The sequence below is a fragment of the Streptomyces sp. NPDC002773 genome (assembly GCF_040295605.1).
Taxonomy (GTDB): Bacteria; Actinomycetota; Actinomycetes; order Streptomycetales; family Streptomycetaceae; genus Streptomyces.
This window is the reverse complement of record NZ_JBEOVO010000011.1, coordinates 158,081-175,849: the sequence shown is the minus strand read 5'-3', so window position 1 is coordinate 175,849 and position 17,769 is coordinate 158,081. Positions and strand designations below refer to the sequence as shown.

General features: G+C 74.1%; 8 protein-coding genes. 2 read left to right on the top strand and 6 right to left on the bottom strand.

Annotated elements, in window-relative coordinates:
• Nucleotides 1-58: 58 nt before the first annotated feature.
• The 3 genes from ABT034_RS16590 to ABT034_RS16580 form a co-directional block, all read right to left on the bottom strand.
• On the bottom strand, nt 59-997 hold the full coding sequence (locus ABT034_RS16590) for a carbohydrate ABC transporter permease (protein ID WP_351215663.1): 939 nt from the start codon (nt 995-997) through the stop codon (nt 59-61).
• The gene (locus ABT034_RS16585) at nt 994-1,959 is read right to left on the bottom strand and encodes a carbohydrate ABC transporter permease (protein WP_502972947.1); all 966 of its coding nucleotides are present in this window, start codon (nt 1,957-1,959) and stop codon (nt 994-996) included. The genes ABT034_RS16590 and ABT034_RS16585 overlap by 4 nt, the downstream gene beginning before the upstream one ends.
• Before the next feature lie 320 nt (nt 1,960-2,279).
• The gene (locus tag ABT034_RS16580) at nt 2,280-3,593 is read right to left on the bottom strand and encodes an ABC transporter substrate-binding protein (protein WP_351215661.1); all 1,314 of its coding nucleotides are present in this window, start codon (nt 3,591-3,593) and stop codon (nt 2,280-2,282) included.
• Between the two features lie 248 nt (nt 3,594-3,841).
• Here ABT034_RS16580 and ABT034_RS16575 point away from each other — a divergent pair, with 248 nt between their 5' ends.
• On the top strand, nt 3,842-6,613 hold the full coding sequence (locus ABT034_RS16575; protein WP_351215659.1) for a glycosyl hydrolase: 2,772 nt from the start codon (nt 3,842-3,844) through the stop codon (nt 6,611-6,613).
• Nucleotides 6,614-6,696: 83 nt separating this feature from the next.
• Here ABT034_RS16575 and ABT034_RS16570 read toward each other — a convergent pair whose 3' ends face one another.
• Nucleotides 6,697-7,722 carry a LacI family DNA-binding transcriptional regulator gene (locus ABT034_RS16570; protein WP_351215657.1) on the bottom strand — a complete coding sequence of 342 codons (1,026 nt, stop codon included), beginning with the start codon at nt 7,720-7,722 and terminating at the stop codon, nt 6,697-6,699.
• A gap of 195 nt (nt 7,723-7,917) precedes the next feature.
• On the opposite strand from ABT034_RS16570, the gene ABT034_RS16565 reads away from it, so the two are divergent.
• A complete protein-coding gene (locus ABT034_RS16565) occupies nt 7,918-12,738 on the top strand; it encodes a hypothetical protein (RefSeq protein ID WP_351215655.1) in 4,821 nt (1,606 codons plus the stop codon).
• Nucleotides 12,739-12,781: 43 nt separating this feature from the next.
• On the opposite strand, the gene ABT034_RS16560 is transcribed toward ABT034_RS16565, so the two are convergent.
• Together ABT034_RS16560 and ABT034_RS16555 are read right to left on the bottom strand one after the other, a co-directional pair.
• Nucleotides 12,782-13,414 carry a hypothetical protein gene (locus tag ABT034_RS16560; RefSeq protein ID WP_351215653.1) on the bottom strand — a complete coding sequence of 211 codons (633 nt, stop codon included), beginning with the start codon at nt 13,412-13,414 and terminating at the stop codon, nt 12,782-12,784.
• The gene (locus ABT034_RS16555; protein ID WP_351215650.1) at nt 13,411-17,766 is read right to left on the bottom strand and encodes an SNF2-related protein; all 4,356 of its coding nucleotides are present in this window, start codon (nt 17,764-17,766) and stop codon (nt 13,411-13,413) included. Before ABT034_RS16555 ends, ABT034_RS16560 begins: the two co-directional genes overlap by 4 nt.
• Nucleotides 17,767-17,769: the final 3 nt, after the last annotated feature.

The following is a 17,769-nucleotide window of genomic DNA, read 5'->3' as shown; positions in this document are numbered from 1 at the left end:
GAGACGTCTGGGGGGATGCTGGGGGCGGCGCGCCGGCCGATCGGTGGCGGCGCGGCGGTCAGCCCTTCACCGCGCCCTGCATGATTCCGCCGACGATCTGCCGGCCGAGCAGGCCGAACACGAGCAGCACCGGCAGGGTGCCGAGCAGCGTGCCCGCCATGATCACGGACTGGTCGTGGACGTAGCCGCCGCCGAGCTGGCGCAGGGCGACCTGGACGGTGGGCTCGGAGGAGGTGAGGGCGATGACCGGCCAGAAGAAGTCGTTCCACGCTGCCATGAAGGTCAGCAGACCGAGCACCGCCATGCCGGGCCGCGCGATCGGCACCACGATCGACCAGAAGATCCGGGCCGTGGAGGCGCCGTCGACCCGGGCCGCCTCGATCAGCTCGTCCGGCAGCGCCTGCACCAGGTACTGGCGCATGAAGAACACGCCGAAGGCGGACACCAGGCCGGGCAGGATCACCGCCTGGAGCTGGTTCACCCAGCCGAGTTCGGCGATGAGCATGAACAGCGGGATCACGCCCAGCTGCGGCGGGATCATCATGGTGCCGACGGTGATCGCGAGGAGCGCTCCCCGGCCCCGGAAGCGGAGCTTGGCGAAGGCGAAGCCGGCGAGCGTGCAGCACAGCACGGTGCCGAGGGTGATCGAGCCGGAGACGACGAGGCTGTTGAGGAGGGCCTTGCCGATGTCGGCCTCCTCCAGGACCGCCTCGAAGTTGCGGATCAGGTTCGGGCCGGGCAGCAGGGCCGGCGGCACCTTCGCCAGATCGGCGTTGGAGCGGCTCGCGGCGACGATCGTCCAGTAGAAGGGGAACGCCGAGAAGAGTACGGCGACGATCAGGATCGCGTAGGCGAGCGGACCGGCGTGCAGGGTGCGGCCCGCCCGGGAGGCCCCGCGCCGGGGCACGCGCGCGCGTACGGAGGCCGGGGGACCGGCCGGCGGTTCGGAGGGCCCGTGCGGGGCCGGGGCCGGGGCGGGGGCGATCGGCGCGGTCATCGGCCGGCCTCCTTGCGGGAACGGCGGCGAGCGATCAGGGCGTTGACCCCGACGAGCGCCACGATGAGCAGGAACATCACCCAGGCGATGGCGGCGGCCCGGCCCAGGTGGAAGAAGCCCCAGCCCTGCTCGTACATGTACAGGCCGAGCGTCTGGTACTGGTGCGAGATGCCGCCCGAGATGGACCCTTCGAGGAGCAGCGGCTCGCCGAACAGCTGGGTCGCGCCGATCGTCGACACGATGACGGTGAACAGGATCGTGGGCCGCAGCCCCGGCAGCGTGACGTGGAAGAACTGGCGCCACCGCGAGGCCCCGTCCATCGCGGCGGCCTCGTACAGCTCGTTCGGGATCGACTGCATGCCCGCCAGGTAGATGAGCGCGTTGTAGCCGGTCCAGCGCCAGATCACGATCGTGGACACGGCGATCTGCGAGGCGACCGTGCCGTTCTGCCAGTCGACGGGATCGATGCCGACCAGGCCGAGCGCGTAGTTGATCAGACCGAAGTCCCGCCCGAAGAGCTGGGCGAAGACGAGGGTGGCGGCGGCCACCGAGGTCGCGTACGGCAGGAGGATCGCGGTCCGCAGGAACGTGCGGCCGCGCATCCGGTAGTTCAACAGGTGCGCGAGGCCGAGGGCCATCACCAGCTGGGGCACGGTGGAGAGGACACCGATGGTGAAGGTGTTGCGCAGCGAGAGCCAGAAGTACTCGTCGCCGAGGAGCGCGGTGTAGTTGCCGAGGCCGCGCCACTCCATCGCGCCGGGCGTCTGGAGCTCCACCCGGTAGAGCGAGACGAAGGCCGTGTAGATCAGCGGGAACAGGCCGAAGGCGGCGAACAGGGTGAAGAACGGGGCGAGGTAGGCGTACGGCGAGAACGTCTGCCAGGCCCGCCGGGCGGATCCCCACCGCGAGGGCGGCGGGACCGGCCTCGGCGGGGCCGGGCTCTCGGATGCGGTGAGGGTCACGGTGCGGCCCTTCGGAGGGGTACGGGGGAGGGGTCGGGGGGCGCCCGGCGCAGGAGGGCTGCGGGGCGGGCGCCCCGAGCGCGGGAGGCGCGGGGAGGCGACACGCGTGTGCGTGTGACGCGCACGGGGTGCGCGTTCCGGCCGGGGCGGCCGGGCGTTCGGCCGAGGAGGGTCCGGCGTTGGGCCGGGGGCCGTCGGGCGTTCGGCCGAGGCGGTCCGGCGTTCGGCCGGGGGCGGGTCGGGCGTTCGGCCGAGGGGGGTGCGGCGTTGGGCCGGGGGCCGTCGGGCGTTCGGCCGAGGGGGCCGGCGGTTGGTGCCGGTCAGCCGATCGTGTTCTCGACGCCCTTCTTCGCGTTCGACCAGGCCTTCTCCGGCGCGGTCCCCTTCCGCTCGACCTCGCTCAGCGCGTTCGTGATCTGCTGCGCGATGTTCTGGTCGTGCACGCCGAGCACCTGGACCGGGGCCGCCTTCGCCGCCTCACCGAAGATCTGCCCGATCGGGGCGTTCGAGAAGAACGGGTCCTTCGCGCCGGCGACCTTCGCGATCGCACCGGTGGCGGAGGGGAAGTTGCCCTGCTTCTCGAAGAGCTTGGTCTGCTGTTCGGGCGCGGTCAGCCACTTCACCAGCTCGTACGCCTCCTTCTTGTGCTTCGCCGCCTTCGGCACCGCCAGGTAGGAGCCGCCCCAGTTGCCGGCGCCGCCGGGCAGCGCGGCGACGTCCCACTTGCCCTTGCCGGTCTCGCCGGCCTGGCCCTTGATGTAGCCGAGCATCCACGCCGGGCACGGGATCGTGGCGAAGGAGCCGGCCGCGAACGCCTGGTTCCACTGCGGGGACCACTGGTCGAGCTTGGCGCTCAGCCCGTCCTGGGCGGCCTTGACGGAGTGGTCCCAGGCGGTGCGCAGGGCGGGGTTGTTCTCCCAGATCAGCTTCCCGGACGCGTCGTAGTACCGCTCCTTCTCCTGCCCGATCATGATCGAGTAGAGGCTGCCGACGCTGTCGAGCCAGGCGCTCTTGCCGGGTGCCTTCGCCTTGTACTGCTTCCCGAGCGCCAGGTACCCGTCCCAGGTCGCCCACTTCTTGGCGAGCTCCTCGCGGTCGGTGGGGAGCCCGGCCTGCTTGAACAGGTCGGTGCGGTAGCACATCGCCTCGGGGCCGACGTCCGTGCCGAGCCCGAGCACCTCGCCGCCCTTGCCGGTGGCGGCGGCCCACTTGGCCGGGGCGAACTGGTCCTTGAGCGCCTCAGCGCCGTACTTCCGCAGGTCCTCGAACCGGTCGGTCTGCTGTTGCGTGACGGAGGCGATCCGGCCGACCTCGATGCCCTGCACGTCGGCGAGGCCGCCGCCGCCGGCCAGCCGGGTCTGGAGGGACTTCCAGTAGTCGGCCTCGTCCTCCGTGTCGGTCTGCTTGATGGTGATGTTCGGGTGGAGCTTCTCGTACTCGGCGTACAGCCCGGCCTCCTTGTACCCGAAGGAGCCGAACAGGTCGACGGTGAGGGTGACCTCGCCCCCCGCGCCGTCGGCGGACGTGTCGTCCGACGTCCCTCCGCAGGCGGCGAGCAGGGCGCCGGTGAGCGCGACGGCCCCCAGACGTACGACGGCTCTCCTCGTGGTGCTGGCGGCTCGGGCGATGGGCATGGGAAGCCTCCCTTGGCTTCGGAACGAGCGAGAGGCGCTGAGAGCGCTCTCAAGCGTGCGGGGGGAGCGTGCCTGTGGAGAGGGGCATCCGTCAAGGCTCGAAGGCGTAACGGACGAGAAGCGACCTCAACTCCTGCCTGTGTTCAACCTCTTGACACACTCGTTACCGCGGTTTTACGTTTCCGGCGATCTGAGAGCGCTCTCTGACGACATTCGGACGAACATTCGGACGACATGAGGTGCCGTTCATGCCAGCCCCCCGCAGAAGGCCGGCCGCAGCGCTGGTCCTGGTCTCCGCCCTCGCCGCCCTGGGACTCGGCCCCGCCGCCGCCCCGGCGGCCGCGGCGCCCGTCCCCACCGGCGCCGGAAGCTACTCCGACACCCGCCCCGCCGGTACCTCCGGCCCCACCACCAACACCGGCGCGCCGGTCACCCCCAAGGTGACCCCCGCCGCCCAGGGCAAGCCGGTCCCCACCAACGACTGGTGGTCCTCCCTCGCCTTCCAGCGGTACGGGGACAACCCGTACTCCACCCCGATGTACGGGCATCCGCTCACCTACCAGGCCGTCGCCGGCGGCCTGGAGATCGGCTACCCGACCACCCCCGCCGTGGTCGGCGAGGGACGCCAGTACGAGTTCGCCCACAAACGCGACCTCACCCTCGGCCTCACCGGCCTCAACTCGCCCGACACCAAGGCCGACGCCTGGTCCGACTGGACCGTCACCCCCTACTGGTCCGACGGCGCCCGCACCCTGCGCACCACCATCGGCCACGGCATGCCCTTCGTGTACGCCAAGGGCACCGGCGGCGACGCCCGGATCACCACCGCCGCCGCACCCGCCGTCTTCGCCGACCAGGGCAACGTCCTCGGCATCACCGTCGCCGGACACCACTACGCCCTCTTCGCGCCTGGCGGCACCGACTGGAACGTCTCCGGGTCCACCATCACCGCGGGCCTCGGCGGCAAGGACTACTTCTCCGTGGCCGTCCTGCCCTCCACCGACGCGCTCGCGACCTACCGCAAGTACGCCTACAGCTTCGTCACCGGATCCACCGTGAACTGGAGCTACGACGCGGGCACCGTCCGGGCCGCCTACACCCTGACCACCGAGGCGAAGGAGGGCACCGAGCGCGGCGCGCTCCAGGCCCTCTACCGGCACCAGTGGCTGCACACCACCGACCCGCTCACCCCGTACACCTACGTCTCGCCCCGGGGCACCATGAAGGTCCGCGAGTCGGCCACCTTCACCACCACCCAGAAGGCCGCCGCCACCCTGCCCGGCCTTCCGGGCGGCACCGGCGCCGACACGGCCCGGCTGCGCGGCTATCTGAACGAGGTCGCGAACTCCTCCGACCCCTTCTCCGGAGCCGTCGACACCTACTGGACCGGCAAGGCGCTCGGCAAGCTCGCCCAGCTGGTGCCCCTCGCCGACCAGATCGGCGAGACCGCGCTCCGCGACAAGCTCCTCGGCCAGATCAAGGGCCGCCTCCAGGACTGGTTCACGGCCGGAGGGGCGAGCGAGTTCTCGTACGACAACGCCTGGAAGACCCTCACCGGCTACCCGGCCTCGTACGGCAGCGACACCGAACTCAACGACCACCACTTCCACTACGGCTACTACGTGTACGCCGCCGCCATCGTCGCCCAGTACGACGCGGGCTGGGCCGCCGACTCCGCCTGGGGTTCCATGGTCAAGACCCTCATCCGCGACACCGCCAACCCGAGCCGCACCGACACCGCCTACCCCTTCCTCCGCGGCTTCGACGTCTACGCCGGACACAGCTGGGCCAGCGGCCACCAGGGCTTCGCCGCCGGCAACAACCAGGAGTCCTCCTCCGAGTCGACCAACCTCAGCGCCGCCCTCGTCCTCTGGGGCTCGGCCACCGGCAACACCCAGCTCCGCGACCTCGGCACGTACCTGCTGACCACCGAGGGCGAGGCCATCGCCCAGTACTGGTTCGACGCCGACCAGCAGGTCTTCCCCGGCGCCTTCCAGCACGACACCGTCGGCATGGTCTGGGGCAGCGGCGGCGCCTACGCCACCTGGTGGACCGCCAACCCCGAGGAGATCCACGGAATCAACGTCCTCCCCGTGACCGGCGGTTCACTCCACCTCGGCGGCCACAAGGAGGCCGTCCGGCGCAACATCGCCGAGATGGAACGCGAGAACGGCGGACCCGCCGTCGAATGGCGCGACATCCTCTGGGAGTTCCAGTCCTTCGCCGACCCCGGCGCCGCCAAGGCCAAGTGGGACGCCGGCCACGCCGGTTACACCCCGGAGGCGGGCGAGTCGAAGGCCCACACCTACCACTGGCTCACCGCGCTCGACACGCTCGGCGCGCCCGACGCGACGGTCACCGGATCCATCCCCACCTCCGCCGTCTTCGCCAAGGGAACCACCCGCACGTACGCGGCCCACAACCACGGCTCCACCGCCCGCACCGTCACCTTCTCCGACGGCAAGTCCCTGTCCGTACCCGCGCGTTCCACCGCCATCGGCACCGGGACGGGCGGCCCCGGGCCCGACCCGGACCCGGGCACCGGCAACACCTTCCAGCTCCGCACGGGCGGGACGCTCACCACGGCCACCGGCGCCACGGCGGGCAGCGACACCATCGCATCGGCGCAGGGCGGCAACCACGACGGGACGCCGAGCCGGCCCCTCGTCTACGTCGCCAAGGGCGTCAACGGCACGCTCAAGGCGGGCGGTTCCACCGCCTTCCGGCTCCAGGTCGACGCCGGGACGTCCGTCGGACTCGGCCAGCAGGCCCGGATCAGCTACGACCTCACCGGCGACGGCACCTTCGAACGGACGGAGACGTACCACTACTTCGCGACCGACCCGGTCACGGGCTGGGAGGAGTACTCCCAGGCCCGCGGCCTGAAATCCGCCACCGGAACGCTCGGCAACCTGAACGGCGGGACGGTCCGCCTCGAGGTCTGGAGCGCCATCGGGAACGGGGACGCCAGGCTCCAGACGGGCACGGACCGGTCCGTGGTCGTCATCCCGTACGGCTGACACGCCTCCAGGGGTACGGCGGCGGGCCCGGGTGTCCCACCCGGGCCCGCCGCCACGTCGAGGTGTCCCACCCCGGCCCCTCGTCACGCCGAGTCGCGGCGGACCAGGGACGTCGGCGTGATCACGGACTCCGGGATCGCGGGGCCGGTCCCGTCGAGCAGCCGCATCAGGAGCTTCACCATGAGCCGGCCCATGCCCTCGATGTCCTGGTGCACGGTGGTCAGGGCGGGGACGGTCCCGCGGACCACCGACTCCATGTCGTCGAAGCCGACGACCGCCACGTCCTCCGGCACCCGCACGCCCCGCTCCCGCAGCGTCAGCAACGCACCCGAGGCCATCAGGTCGTTGGCGACGAACACCCCGTCGACGTCCGGCCTCCGGTCGAGGAGCTCCGCCATCGCGCGGGCGCCGCTCTCCTCGGTGAAGTCGCCCCGGCACAGCAGGCCCGGATCGGCGTCGATCAGGACGTCCCGGTAGCCGTGCAGCCGGTCGATCGCGGACGTCTGGTCGTCCGGCCCCGAGATGTGGGCGATGTTCCGCCGCCCGAGACCCACCAGGTGCCGTACCGCCTCGCGGGCGCCGCCGCGGTTGTCGCAGTCGACGAAGGGCACCGACGGATGCGTGCCGGGATCCGGCCGCCCGCCGAAGACCACCGGGATGCGGGTCCGGTCGATCACGGCCGGCAGCGCGTCGTCGTTGTGCACCGAGAAGGCCAGGGCGCCGTCGACGTGCCCGCCCCCCAGATAGCGGGCGATCCGCTCGTGGTCCCCAGGGCCCTCCAGCCACAGCAGCACCAGCTGGGTGTCGTGCGCGGCCAGTTCCCGGCTGATGCCCCGCACCTGCTGCTCGAAGAACGGGTCGGAGAAGATCCGGAACTCGGGCTCCGCGATGATCACCGCCACCGCGCCGTTGCGCCGGGTGACCAGCGTCCGAGCGGCGTGGTTGGGCACGTAACCGAGCTCGTCGACGGCCCTGCGCACCTTCTCGACCAGCGGAGGACGCACGCCCGCGCCCCCGTTGACGACCCGGGAGGCCGTGGCGCGGGACACGCCGGCGCGAGCGGCGACGGCTTCCAGCGTGGGGCGGGGCCCCGTGGTCTGCTCGGGCAAGGCGGGCGCTCCTCGGCTGCGTGGCATGGTCTGCGGCGGTCTGTCGGTTGCGTGGGGGTTCTGTGGGTTCTCGTAGGTCAGGATCAGGATATCCGCAGCCTCCGACGTCTGAGAGCGCTCCCAAAGGTCTGGAGCGAAGGGCGCGACCTGCACCTCCCGGCGGCGGTGTCAGTGGGCCGTGCGACGATCCGAAGCATGATCGCCTCGCTCGAATCCCTGTTGCCCGCCGACGGTACGCACACCTCGACCACGTACGCCGACTGGGCCGCCGCCCACGACCCGGACGCGGCCGCGACGGCGCGCGGGCTGGTCGAGGACATGGGTGCCGAGCTCAACCGGTCCTGGCAGAAGCCCGGGGCGTTCGTCGACTCGATGGCGTGGCACGCGCGGCGGCTGCCGCCCGCGCACCTGCCGTGGTTCTGGGACACCGTGGGCCATCGGCTGATCGGTTACGGGAGCCGGCCGGGCGGCCGGGCGTACGTGGCGGCTCGGGCGGCGGAGGCCCAGCACGGCCTGCCGGTGGACCCCGCCTACCGCCGGGCCAACGGGCTGCTGTTCGCCGCGGGCGGGGCCATGCCGGCCAAGGAGTTCGGGGCTCACCAGAAGTTCCTCGCCGAGACCCTGGAGCCCGCCGAGGCGTACGCGGCCCTCGGCGCGTTCCTGACCGCGTGGGCGGGCTCGAAGGCGGACCTGCCCGCGGACCTCGTGCGCCGGGTGCGGGCCGCCGCCAAGGCCGCCGGCCACGGGGAGGACGAGGTCGCGCGGGTCGTCGGCGCGATCGTTTCGGTGGCCCGGAAGAAGTCCGTACCGGACGCGCTCCTCACCGCCGCCGCACCGGTCCTGACGGCCCATCCGCCGACCGACGAGGTCGCGGCCGGGCTCGTCGAGGTCTTCCCGGAGAGCGTCACCGACGGCGGCGCGTGGCTGCGGATGCTGATCGGCTGCGGCGCGACGGAGGCGATGGAAGCCGGACGGGTCGTGCCGGAGGGCGGACTGCACCGCTGGGTCGGGCACTTCGTCCACATGTACCAGTACGCCAGGCAGCCCCGGGGCGGTGTCGGACGGCAGCAGCTGCCGCCGGAGTTCCTCGACCTGGTGGGCCGGCTGGGGCCGCGTCTGCGGGCGGCCGGTCACGCCGTGACCGTGCACACCACCCGGCACTCCTACAAGGGCTTCGACGCGGACGTCCTCGACGCCTGCCTGGCGGCCGGGATCACCGTCGTCGACCCGGGCCCGGAGACACGGATGCGCTTCTGGGGCGAGCGGTCCCGGCGCGACCTCGTCGCGCTCGCCGCCGACCCGGTGTTCGGCCCCCGACTCGAAGGAACCGTGCACGCCGGTCTGCTGCCCGACGGGCTCTGGGTGCGCGGGCGCAAGCCCGGCAGCGCGGTGACGCTGCTCCCGGGGAACGAGGGGATCGCCCAGGAGGTGGCCGGGCGGGTCGGCAAGCTCGTCGACACCGTCGGGGGCGGTGGCATGGCGGGGGCCGAAGAGGCCGTGACCGAGCTGGAGACGCTCCTCGACCGGCCGACGGTGACGGCGCTCGACGGAATCGCCGACGCCCTCGCGGAGGCCTCCGCCGGAGGCGCGCTGCGGCGCTCGCTCGCGGCCGGACTCCCGGAGGAACTGGCGTGGCCGGCTCTGGAGGCGGTGTACGCGGAGTTCGCCGAGGTGGCGGGGCGGGAGACGGCGGCCGGGGCGGTGCTCCCCGGCGCGACGGAGGCACCGGAAGGGGGCGCCGTCACAGGACCGCTCGGCGCGGCCGTCCTCCCCGGTGTGGAGGGTGTGACCTGCACCTGGCCGGTGCTCACGGTCTTCGGGCGCGACCGGGCCGTCGCCGTCGACCCCGACGGGGTGCGCGGCTCCTGCCGGTTCACCGTGCCGGAGGACGCGACCATGTTCGCCGCCCACTACGTGGGCGGCTCCTTCCTGGTCAGCTGGAGCCTCAAGCAGAACCCGTACTACTGCGACGTCGCCGTCTGGGCGGACAACCCCGATGCGCTGTTCACCCCGACCGAGCTGGGCGGCCTCGTGCCCTTCGGCGGCAGTCTCGACGGGGCCTACGGCTTCCAGTTCGAGACCGCCGACGGGGGCGGCCGCCACGGCGGCTTCCACGTGACGCGCCCGGGAGAGACGGTGGGGGTCGACCGGGAGGAGCTGCAACTCTCCGACGGCTCCCGGATCTGGACCAACGCCGTCTTCGGACGGAAGGCGTGGGAGGTCGTGGACCCGGTGACCGGCGAGCGGCGGGGAGCGACGCCGCTGCCGGAGTTCCCCGGCCGCGCCCCGAACCCCGATCCGGCCGCGGAACCGTCCGAGATCGGCATGTCCCTCGCCCGCGAGGCCCTGCAACTGGCGCCACTGCCCGCAGGCCTGGCCGATTCCCCGCTGGGCAGCAAGGACGGGCTCGTCGGGACCCGGATCCTCTACCGCACCCGGTACCGCGACAACGCGCCCGACCACTTCCTCCTGGAGAGCATCGACGGGCGAACGGCCCGCTTCGACATCGACCGGCAGGGCCAGGAGCCCTGGGGACTGTGGGCGCCGCCCGAGGGCGCGGCGGCGGACGCGGTGGAGGACGTGGTCCTCGCCGAGGCGGAGACCCGCACCGGCGTCCGCGCGTACACCGCGAGCGGGTCCCTGCTGTGGGAGCTGGACGGGCACGACTCGCCCCGGAACCGCCGCGCGAAGCGGAACCGCGGGGTCACCACATCCCCTGGCGCGGCCCTGCCCCCGGCCTTCTGGTACCTGTTGCGGACCCGGGACACGGCCGGATCGCGGGCGCTGCGGACCGTGGGACGCGCGACGGCCGACACGCTCCTGACCGCCGCCCTCGAAGGCGATCCGGAGGTGCTGCGCGCCGCCGTGGCGCGGGAGCTGCCGGACATCACCGACCCGGTCCTCCGCGAGGCCGTCGTGGCCGTGGCCGGTCGGGCCGCCCGGGTGGAGGAGCGGCGGCGCGCCCTGCACCGACGGGTCACCCTGCTCGCCGAGGCGCCGCCCGCCCCACCGCGCCGCACGGCGCCGGACACCGCACTGATGCCCGCCCTCTTCGGACTCGTCGACGAGGGAGGGCGTGACACCTGGCGGCGGACCCGGGACGTGGCCCTGCCGGCGACGCTGAGCGCCCTGGCCGCCGACGGCGCCTGCCTCACCGGGACGATCGTGGAGGAGGTACGGCGCCTTTCCCCGCCGGCGCCGCCGCACGACTGGTCGCAGCTGCTCGGCGAGATCGACGCCGTTGCCTGGCGGGCCGCGGTGGCACCGACCCCGGACGAGGACCGGGCCGCGCTGCTCGCGCTCCTGGACACCTGGGCCGACCAGCCGTTCGCCCGCGAGGGCAGCCGCTGGTGGGTGGGCCGTACGTCCGATGCCGGAACCCTGGACGGGGTGCGGGAGGCCGGAACGGCCGTGGCCTCCGCCGCGGTCTGGGACGGCGGGGCGGCGTGCTGGTTCGTCGCGCCCGCCGCCCAGGAGCCGGACGCCGACCCCGTCCCGGCGGCCGTCCCCGAGGCCCGGCTCGTACGGGTCGAACGGGACGGCGAGACCCGGCTGCGGGCGCTGCTCGCGGCCGTCGACGCCCACGGCCCCGTCCCCGTACCGGAGTCGGCGGCCGTACGGTTCGCCGAACTGACGGGTGTCCGGCGGGCGGTGGCCAGACTCGTCGTCGCCGGTCTGGTCGGCCGCTCCGACCGGGACGAGGGCCGCGCCCTCGCCCGCAAGGCGCCGTACAAGGCGACTCCGACGACGATCGAGGCGTACGAGGAGGTGCGCGGGCGCCTCGGGGCCGCCGGCCGCAGGGCCGTCCTGGCCGCGGCCCTGCCCGACGACCCGGCCGAGCTGTGGCAGCCCGGCGGGGTCGAGGCGGCCGTCGAGCGGATGGCCGCCGTGTGGCGGGAGCTGATCGGCGTCCTGCCCGCCGTGCACGACGAGGCGGCCGACGCCCTGGAGGCCGACCTGGGGCTCGCCGAGGTGTGGGCACGACGTCTCGCGGGCGGCTACGAGGCCGCCGAGGACGCGACGGTACCGGCGGGCGGCTGGGAGATCGCCGCGCGCACGTACGGCTCGGCGGTGGATGTGAGGGCCCTGCCGCCGGCGGGAACCGACGTGCGCTACGGCACCCCCGTGGGCCTCCCGCTCGGCCTGATCGCGAGCGCCCTGGTGTGGGCGTGGACCGACCGGCCCGTCGGCGATCCCGCGATGGCCGGAGCGACCGCCCTGTACGAGCGGCTGCGCGCCGAACTGGCCCGTCCCGAACTGCTCGTGGAGCTGCTCGACGGGCGGGTCCAGGACAGCCCGGTGCCGATCGCCGAGCGGTTCGGGCCCGCGCGGATCCCCGTGTCGATGGCCCGCCGCAAGGAGGAGGGCGAGCAGCCTCCCGTCACCGCGTACGACTCCGGCCCGCTGGTGGTCTGCGCCCCCGGCGGCGCCGCCTTCCTGCGGCCCGCGCAGGTCGCCGACCCCGAGGTGTGGCGACGGGTCCGTGAGATCACCGACCTCGCGGAGGAACTCGACCGGTTCGCGCCGCTCCTCCCCGGCGGCGGCCTCGACCGGATGATGCGCCGAGCCGTCTCTGGAGCGGTACCGGACGGCGCGTACGAGGCGGATCCGCGTCACTCCTGCCCCGAGCTGGTCGCGCGTGCGGCGGAGGAGTTGGGCGTGGGCCCGGACGCGGCCGCGCTGTACCTTCAGCTGGCGACCCTCGCCGCGCCCACCGACCGGAACGTACGCCGCTGGAACGGCTGGACGACCAAGCGGCACGCGGAGGTCCGGGCGGAACTCCTCACCAGCGGCGCCGTGATCGAGGCCAAGCGGGCGCGGGCCGGCCGGACCCTGTTCCTGCCCGGCGAGTGGACCGAGCTCAAGGCGCCGCACCTGCCGCTGGAGACCGTGAAGCTGGCGAGCCACCGGGTGTGCCCGTTGTGGCGGGACCAGATCCGGGGACCGTTCCTCCGGATCCTGCCGGCGGCGCCGCTCCACGAGATGTTCGCCGAGGCGTGGGAGCGCGGCCGCTGACACCGGGCCGAGGGACGGGGCCGGGTGGCCACCTGCCCCGCCCCTACCTCCGCGCCTGCGCCCGGAGAGCCCCGCGGGCCGCCCGGTACGCCGCCGTCGGGTCGGAGTGCGGCTCGGCGGCCGGCTGCCAGGTGCCGTAGCGGTCGACGTACGGGTGCCAGAGGAGGTCGGGGCCGTACCGCAGTTGGACGCGGGCGGGCGCGTCGGTGAGGTGGTTGTGGTGCCGTTCCACGGGGGCGGTGGGGGAGGGCCGGAGCGGCTGGACGCTGTGCTCGGCCGCGGCCAGGACGTCGGGGTCGGCCGGCTGCGGCGCGAGGAACGTGGCGACGGCGGGCCGCCCTCCGTACCGGTGTGCCGTGGCCAGCAGCCTCATCCGCCCCGGCGATACGCCGAGTCGCGCGGCGGCGGGCTCCAGGTGGGTGTCCCCGGTCCGGGCGACGAAGCGGGCGAGGTCAGCGGTGATGTCGTCGACGTCCTCGACCGGACCCGCCGGTACCCGCGCACTTCCGGCGTCGTCGAGGAGGGCGGCCGCGCGATGGGCGGCGTCGGCCACGAGCGCCCGCAGCGTGTCGAGGCCGGGGAGCGGCGACGGCGGCGGATCGGTGAGGCCGTCCAGTACGGAACGGACGCCGTGGGTACCGCCGTGGGGGAGCGGCTCGGTCGTGGCGGGGTTCACTCCTGGCCTCCCAGACCGACGAGGTCGGTGAGCTCACGGTCACTCAGCCGCGCGAGGCCGGTTTCTCCGGCGCCGAGGACCGTGTCCTGCAAGGTCCGCTTGTGGGTGAGGAGTTGATCGATCCGGTCCTCGATCGTGCCGCGGGTGATGAGCCGGTGCACGGTGACGGTCCGCCGCTGCCCGATCCGGTGCGCACGGTCGGAGGCCTGGTCCTCGACCGCGGCGTTCCAGCTGCGGTCGAAATGGACGACGTGGCTTGCCCTCGTCAGGGTGAGGCCGGTGCCACCCGCCTTGACCGAGAGCACGAACAGCGGTGACCGGCCCGCCTGGAAGGCGTCGACGAGCTCCTGCCGCTGCCGGGCGTCCAGGCCGCCGTGGAGGAACAGCGGGCGGTGGCCGAGGTGCGCGAGATGTTCGGTGAGCAGCCGCCCCATGGCGACGTAACTCGTGAAGACGAGCGCCGCCTCGCCGCGTCCGGTGATCGTCCCGACGAGTTCGGCGAGCGCCTCCAGCTTGGCCGACCTGGCGGTGAACTCCGCCGTACGGGAGGGGCCGGGGTGGTCCTCGCCCCAGTAGTGGGCGGGGTGGTTGGTGATCTGTTTCAGCGCGGTGATCAGCTTGAACACCAGGCCGGACCGTGCGAGGGACGGCGAGTGGGCGAGCTGTTCCATCGTCTCGCGGACGACGGCCTCGTACAGCGCGACCTGCTCGGCGGTGAGTTCGACGATCCGCCGGGTCTCGACCTTCGCCGGCAGTTCGGGGGCGACCCCGGGGTCGGTCTTCCTGCGGCGGAGTAGGAACGGCGCGACCAGCCGGGCGAGGGCGCGCGCGGCCGGACCGTCCGGCTCGCGCTCGGCGGCCGCCGCGTACCGGGCCCGGAAGGCCTTCAGGGGGCCGAAGAGGCCCGGGTTGACCCAGTCGAGCAGGGTCCACAGCTCGGAGAGGTTGTTCTCCACCGGGGTCCCGCTCAAGGCGAGACGGGTGGTCGACGTCAGCGCGTGCAGCCGGCGGGCGGTGGAGGAGGCGTGGTTCTTGGCGTGCTGGGCCTCGTCCGCGATCACCAGGTCCCAGCGGCGGGAGGCCAGTTCGGTGTCGCGGCGCAGGACGCCGTACGTGGTGAGGACGACGGTCCGGTCACCGGCGGCGTCGAGGCTGCGCCCGCTCCCGTGGTAGACGGCCACGTCGAGCTTCGGCGCGAACCGGCGGTACTCCCGCTCCCAGTTGGTGACGAGCGACGACGGGCACACCACGAGGACCGGGCCGCGGTGCCCGTTCTCGTACCGGTGCAGGGTGTACGCGATGGCGGTGAGGGTCTTGCCGAGGCCCATGTCGTCGGCGAGGACCGCGCCGAACCCGGTCCCGCCGGTGTGCGACAGCCAGGCCAGCGCCCGTTCCTGGTACGCGCGGAGTACGGCTTCGAGCCCGGCGGGCGCCGGAACCGGGGCCGCGTGCTCGCCCCGGCGCAGGACGTCGACGACACCGGCGAGGTCTCCGCCCGCCCTGCACGGCACCGTACGGCCGCCGACGTCGACGGTGCCGGTGAGGGCGGCGGTCAGCGCGTCGATACCGGCGAGCCTGCCGATCTCCCTACGGCGGACGCACGCGGCGGTGAGGGGATCGAGCAGCACCCACAGGCCCCGCACCCGCACCAGGGGGCGGGCCGCCTCGGCGAGCTCGTCCATCTCGGCCTCGCTCAGGACGTCCCCGCCGAGCGCCAGCTGCCAGCGGAAGTCGAGCAGCGCCTGGAGGCTGAACCGGGGCGCACCTCCGTCGGCGCGGGCGCCGTCGGTCTTGGCGCCGGCCTCCGCACCGACGACCGTGTGGGCGGAGAGCTGGTCGCGCAGCCCGGGCGGCCAGCGCAGCACCAGCCCCTCGGCGGCCAGGTCCGCTTCGGCCTCCAGGAGCCGGACGATCCCCGCCGCGTCCGCCACCAGGCGGTCGGGCGCGGCGAGCAGCCCGGACAGGACCGCACAGAGACGGACCGAACGCTCAAGGCGCCGCCGTGCCCGATCTCGCAGGTGGTACGGCTCGACTCCGTCGACCACGCCCCGGTCCGTCCCGAGGAGAGCCGCGGGCACCTCGTGGTCCGGCCGTGACGGGTCGACGGCCACGAGGAGACGGCCGGTCAGCCGCCCGGCGCCGGCGTCGTCCTCGGAGGGCGCGGCGAACTCGACGACGAGTCCGGGCGGCGGACCGGTGTCCAGCCGGTCCTCCACCATGTCCAACCACGGCCGAACCTGCTCCGCCTCCGCTTCGGTGAGCGGGCGGCCGGTCGGGGAGAGCAACGGACCGACGCCGAAGAGGGCCGCGGCTGGGGGCCGCAGCATGGTGTCGGCGAGGGCGTCGAGGAACGCCGGAACGGTGTCCCGCGCGCTCGGCGGTGTGCCTGCGGTGGGGTGGGCGGTCGGTGGTGCGGTGTCCGGTTGCGTGCCTGCGGCTGGGCGGGCGGCCAGCGGTGCGGTGTCCGGCGGCGCGACCGTGACGGGATGGGCAGCCGTACGGCGGGACAGCTCCTCCACGGCCCGGACGGTGGCGACCGGCAGCGGCCCCATCCGCCACCGGTCCACCCCGTCGGCGGAGAGCGCCGGACGAACGAGCCCCGCAGCGACGGCCTGGAGCCCGAGCCGGGTCGCTTCTTCCCACGCTGCCGCCGTCGGATGCCACCCGGCGCCCCCGTCCCGGCGTAGGAGTACGGGCACGGCCCGGTCCAGCGGGACCCGCCACCCCACCACCGGCACGGGCGCGGACGCCGGCGCGAGCAGCAGCGGCCGGCACGTGACGGTCAGGGGCGCGGGCAGCTCGGCGTCCGGCATCGGAGCCCCGTCGGCCCGATGGAGCAGCAGCCCGGCCGCCTCGCCGTCGCCCCGATCGGGGAGGAAGGTGACGGCGCATCCGGCGGCGAGGGCCTCCCGGACGACATCGGATACCGGGACCCGAGAGACGGGCGCGGCGGGGGTGGGCAGAAGGGCGGAGGGGGCGTGCCGGGGCCCGGGAACGGCGGGGGGCCGTGGAAGGGGCGGCGCAGCCGGCCCCCGCGGCGTCCCCGCCCCCTTTGCCGGGGGAGTGCGCTCGGCGTCCGCGGCGACCAGTTCCGCCATCAGCGCCGACGCCGCCGCGCGGCGCGCGTCCCCCCTCGTCTTCGCCCGGGCGCTCACCCGCACCTCCGCCCCCGTCCGCACGTGCGTGCAGGTGTACGTGCAGACGACGCTCTTCGGGGCGGCCGCGAACGTCGACTCCGGCTTGGAGATGAGCTCCAACTGGGTGTACTTGTTCAGGTACTTCACCGGATCCTGTCCCGCCGGCACCGGCTGGATCCGCGCCGCCGGGCGGGGACCGCCGTCGTCCGGGGCCCGTTCGTCCTCGGGTTCGGGCAGCCCCGTGAGCCGGGCCAGGAGGGCGACCGCGCCGAGGTGCACGGCCTGCCGGCGGTCACGTGCCGTGCGTTCGGCGCCGACGACCGTAGAGCCACCGCCACCGCCACCGCCGCCGTCGCCGCCGTCCCAGCTCCAGCAGCAGGTGAAGCTCCCGTCCGACGGGGCGACCGTGTGCCGGGCCTCCGCCCCCCGCTCCTCCGCGTGCCGCCGCAGCAGCGTGGCCGCCGCGGACTGCATGCGCGCGGCGACCCGCAGGGCGCACAGGCGCAGTTCCCGCCAGGCGGGTCCTCGCACGCCGAACAGCAGGAGCTGGACGTCCCGGTGCCGCAGCCGGGCCGCGGCCGCCCTGCGGACGACCTCGGCGGTGAGCTCCGCGCCGGGTTCCGCCGCCGAGAGCCGGGTGTGCAGCAGCGCCTCGAAGGCTTCCGTGCCCATGCCCGGCACGGAGAGCCGCCCGCCCCCGCCGTCCCCCGTGGGCTCCTCGACCCCGGCGAGCCGGCTCAGCATCGCCCCGGCGGCGGACCGGCGGGCCAGCGACGCCGTCGGGCCGCTCCGCGCCGGTCCGGTCACCTGGGCGTCGGCCGGGCCGATCCGTAACGCCGCCGTGTGCAGCACGTGCCCGCTCGCCCGGTGCTCCGCCGACTCTTCGTACGTCAGCGGTGGCCAGGACTCGATCTGCGCGTGCGCCGTGAGCACCTGCTGCGGAACCTCCGACGCGTCCTCAAGTCCCTCGACCGCGAGGCGGCGGGCCGGCAGCCAGGCCGGGTGGTCGTCCGTCACCAGGAGGAGCATCCGCAGATCCGGCCGGGTCAGCCGCCCTGCCCGGGCCAGGCTCTCGGCCTCGGACACGATCCCGGCGTCGAGCCGCCGTTCGAGAACGGCCTTCCTGGCCCGCTCGTGCCACGGGGGCCGCGCCCCGGCTCCCGTGGGAGCGCCGGACTGCCGGACGTCGTCGGCGAGCTGAGGACGACCACCCAAGAG

What these genes read in the sequence shown, in the direction of transcription:
- ABT034_RS16575 (WP_351215659.1), top strand. Translation starts at nt 3,842, where the DNA reads ATGCCAGCCCCCCGCAGAAGGCCGGCCGCAGCGCTGGTCCTGGTCTCC.
- ABT034_RS16580 (WP_351215661.1), bottom strand. Translation starts at nt 3,593, where the DNA reads ATGCCCATCGCCCGAGCCGCCAGCACCACGAGGAGAGCCGTCGTACGT.
- ABT034_RS16590 (WP_351215663.1), bottom strand. Translation starts at nt 997, where the DNA reads ATGACCGCGCCGATCGCCCCCGCCCCGGCCCCGGCCCCGCACGGGCCC.
- ABT034_RS16565 (WP_351215655.1), top strand. Translation starts at nt 7,918, where the DNA reads ATGATCGCCTCGCTCGAATCCCTGTTGCCCGCCGACGGTACGCACACC.